At 54.6% G+C, this 1,583-nt stretch carries 3 protein-coding genes; 2 read left to right on the forward strand and 1 reads right to left on the reverse strand.

What is annotated here, in order from left to right; genetic code table 11:
• Both ACFSSA_RS15750 and ACFSSA_RS15755 read left to right on the forward strand, forming a co-directional pair.
• Positions 1-512: DUF4105 domain-containing protein (locus ACFSSA_RS15750; RefSeq protein ID WP_465262946.1), on the forward strand; the 512-nt coding region annotated here is incomplete at its 5' end.
• Positions 513-812: a hypothetical protein gene (locus tag ACFSSA_RS15755; RefSeq protein WP_386821585.1), complete on the forward strand. Its 300-nt coding sequence runs from the start codon at positions 513-515 to the stop codon at positions 810-812. It begins immediately after the preceding gene.
• Between the two features lie 537 nt (positions 813-1,349).
• Here ACFSSA_RS15755 and ACFSSA_RS15760 read toward each other — a convergent pair.
• The coding region (locus tag ACFSSA_RS15760; RefSeq protein ID WP_386821586.1) for a hypothetical protein at positions 1,350-1,583 on the reverse strand (234 nt) is incomplete at its 5' end.

Raw genomic sequence — 1,583 nt, forward strand, 5'->3', positions numbered from 1 at the left:
AGAATAACCCAATCAATGGGATTGATCCTTTGGGTTTAGCGACGGCGATTACAATTGGCTGCAAGACGAGTGGAAATCCGTTTGGGCACACCGCGATTGCTTTTACTGGTCAAGGAGTATTCACCTTTGGGACGGGTGCAGCGCATCCTTTAGGATCTAGCTTCACCGACTACCTTGATGCCCAGGCAAAATACAGAGACACAAATGTTTACATACTGCCGACTACTCCGGCACAAGAGAAAGCCATCGCAGATTACCTAAAAAAGCTTAAAGGGAAGCCACTTCCAAATGCAAAAAAGGAGCCACTTGATGCAATGAAAGACAACTGCAACACTCGGACGATGGATGGATTGAATGCAGGCGGAATCCCCCTAGATCGATCGGCTTTTCCTGCTGAACTACAAAGACAGCTTGAGGATTTGATGAAAGCAACAGGACGAGGCTTCAGCATGTTTCATCCAAAAGGAGCACCGTCCGCAGCACCGTATGGATCTTTCAACCCAGCTCCCTAGATGACAAAAAGGAAGAAGATTGCTTGGATCTTAGGAATTCCCGCACTTTTAATTTGTTCGCTATTGGCGGTCTATGCATTTTTCTATATTCGTGACACCAATATTGAAAACGCTTTCAAAACTTTGTATGTGGGACAAAGCGTGGAAGAGGCCGAGAAATTAATGTCGGACGCAGGAGGAGAGAACTCTAGTTTTGAAAAGTCGGTCAATAGATATAACTCGACAATATCTCTTAGGCAGTTTGTTTTTTATGCCGAAGATGGCTTGATCTCCAACAAGGAAATCCTCCAATCATTTTAGCTAATGACTGTTGATTCAACGTTCCTACGTTGCCGCCGAAAACCCGTCCCCCTGGGTGCAAGGCGTAGAGCCGCTGCGGCACGCTGCCAGCGCGTTCGTTCGTGCCTCACTTCCGAGCAGGCATCGCGCCTTCGCTCGGTCGTTGGTCGTTCGACGGCGTTGCGCTTGGCTGCGTGGGCCTTCACTCAGCGCCTCCTGCCGTCGGCACACCGTTACGGCCCGTCGCAGCCGCTTCACTTCGCTGGCTTCGGTTTCGTTCTTCACCGGCTCTCCTGCCGCTTCGTGCCTCAGCGTCAGCCGCCGGTTCATCACTCGTAACGCTCCGGCGGTGTCTGGCTGGGGCGCCCAATCGTGCGCTTCGCGTTTTAAATGAAGATGTCGCCAGCCACCGCCTGCGCTTCCCATTTTTTAGGGGGGTGTCCATCGTTCGGGCGGGCCTTGGCGAGGTCACATGCCATCTAACAAAGTCAGCCTCCTACCGTCGGGCCAGTCGGGCACGGCCTCCAGTCTGGCAGCATGTTGCGGGTGGTTCGTGCCTCACCATGCGCCTCCCCGCACTCCGCTCCGCTGCGCCCTCCACATCCTGCCAGCCTTCCGGCCGTCGCAAGCGGCGATCAACGCGTCCGCGTTGGTGCTTCGGTGGGATCTTTCCTTTTTAGCCGCCTGCACTGGCTCGCACCTGCTCCGCGCCCCGCCTGCGGCATCATGTTCCAGTCGTGCCTCCTTGCACATCATGCCTCCGGTCCACCGTCCCGCAGCGGCGCTGCCTTG

This window comes from Luteolibacter algae, from assembly GCF_042683045.1.
Taxonomy (GTDB): Bacteria; Verrucomicrobiota; Verrucomicrobiia; order Verrucomicrobiales; family Akkermansiaceae; genus Luteolibacter; species Luteolibacter algae.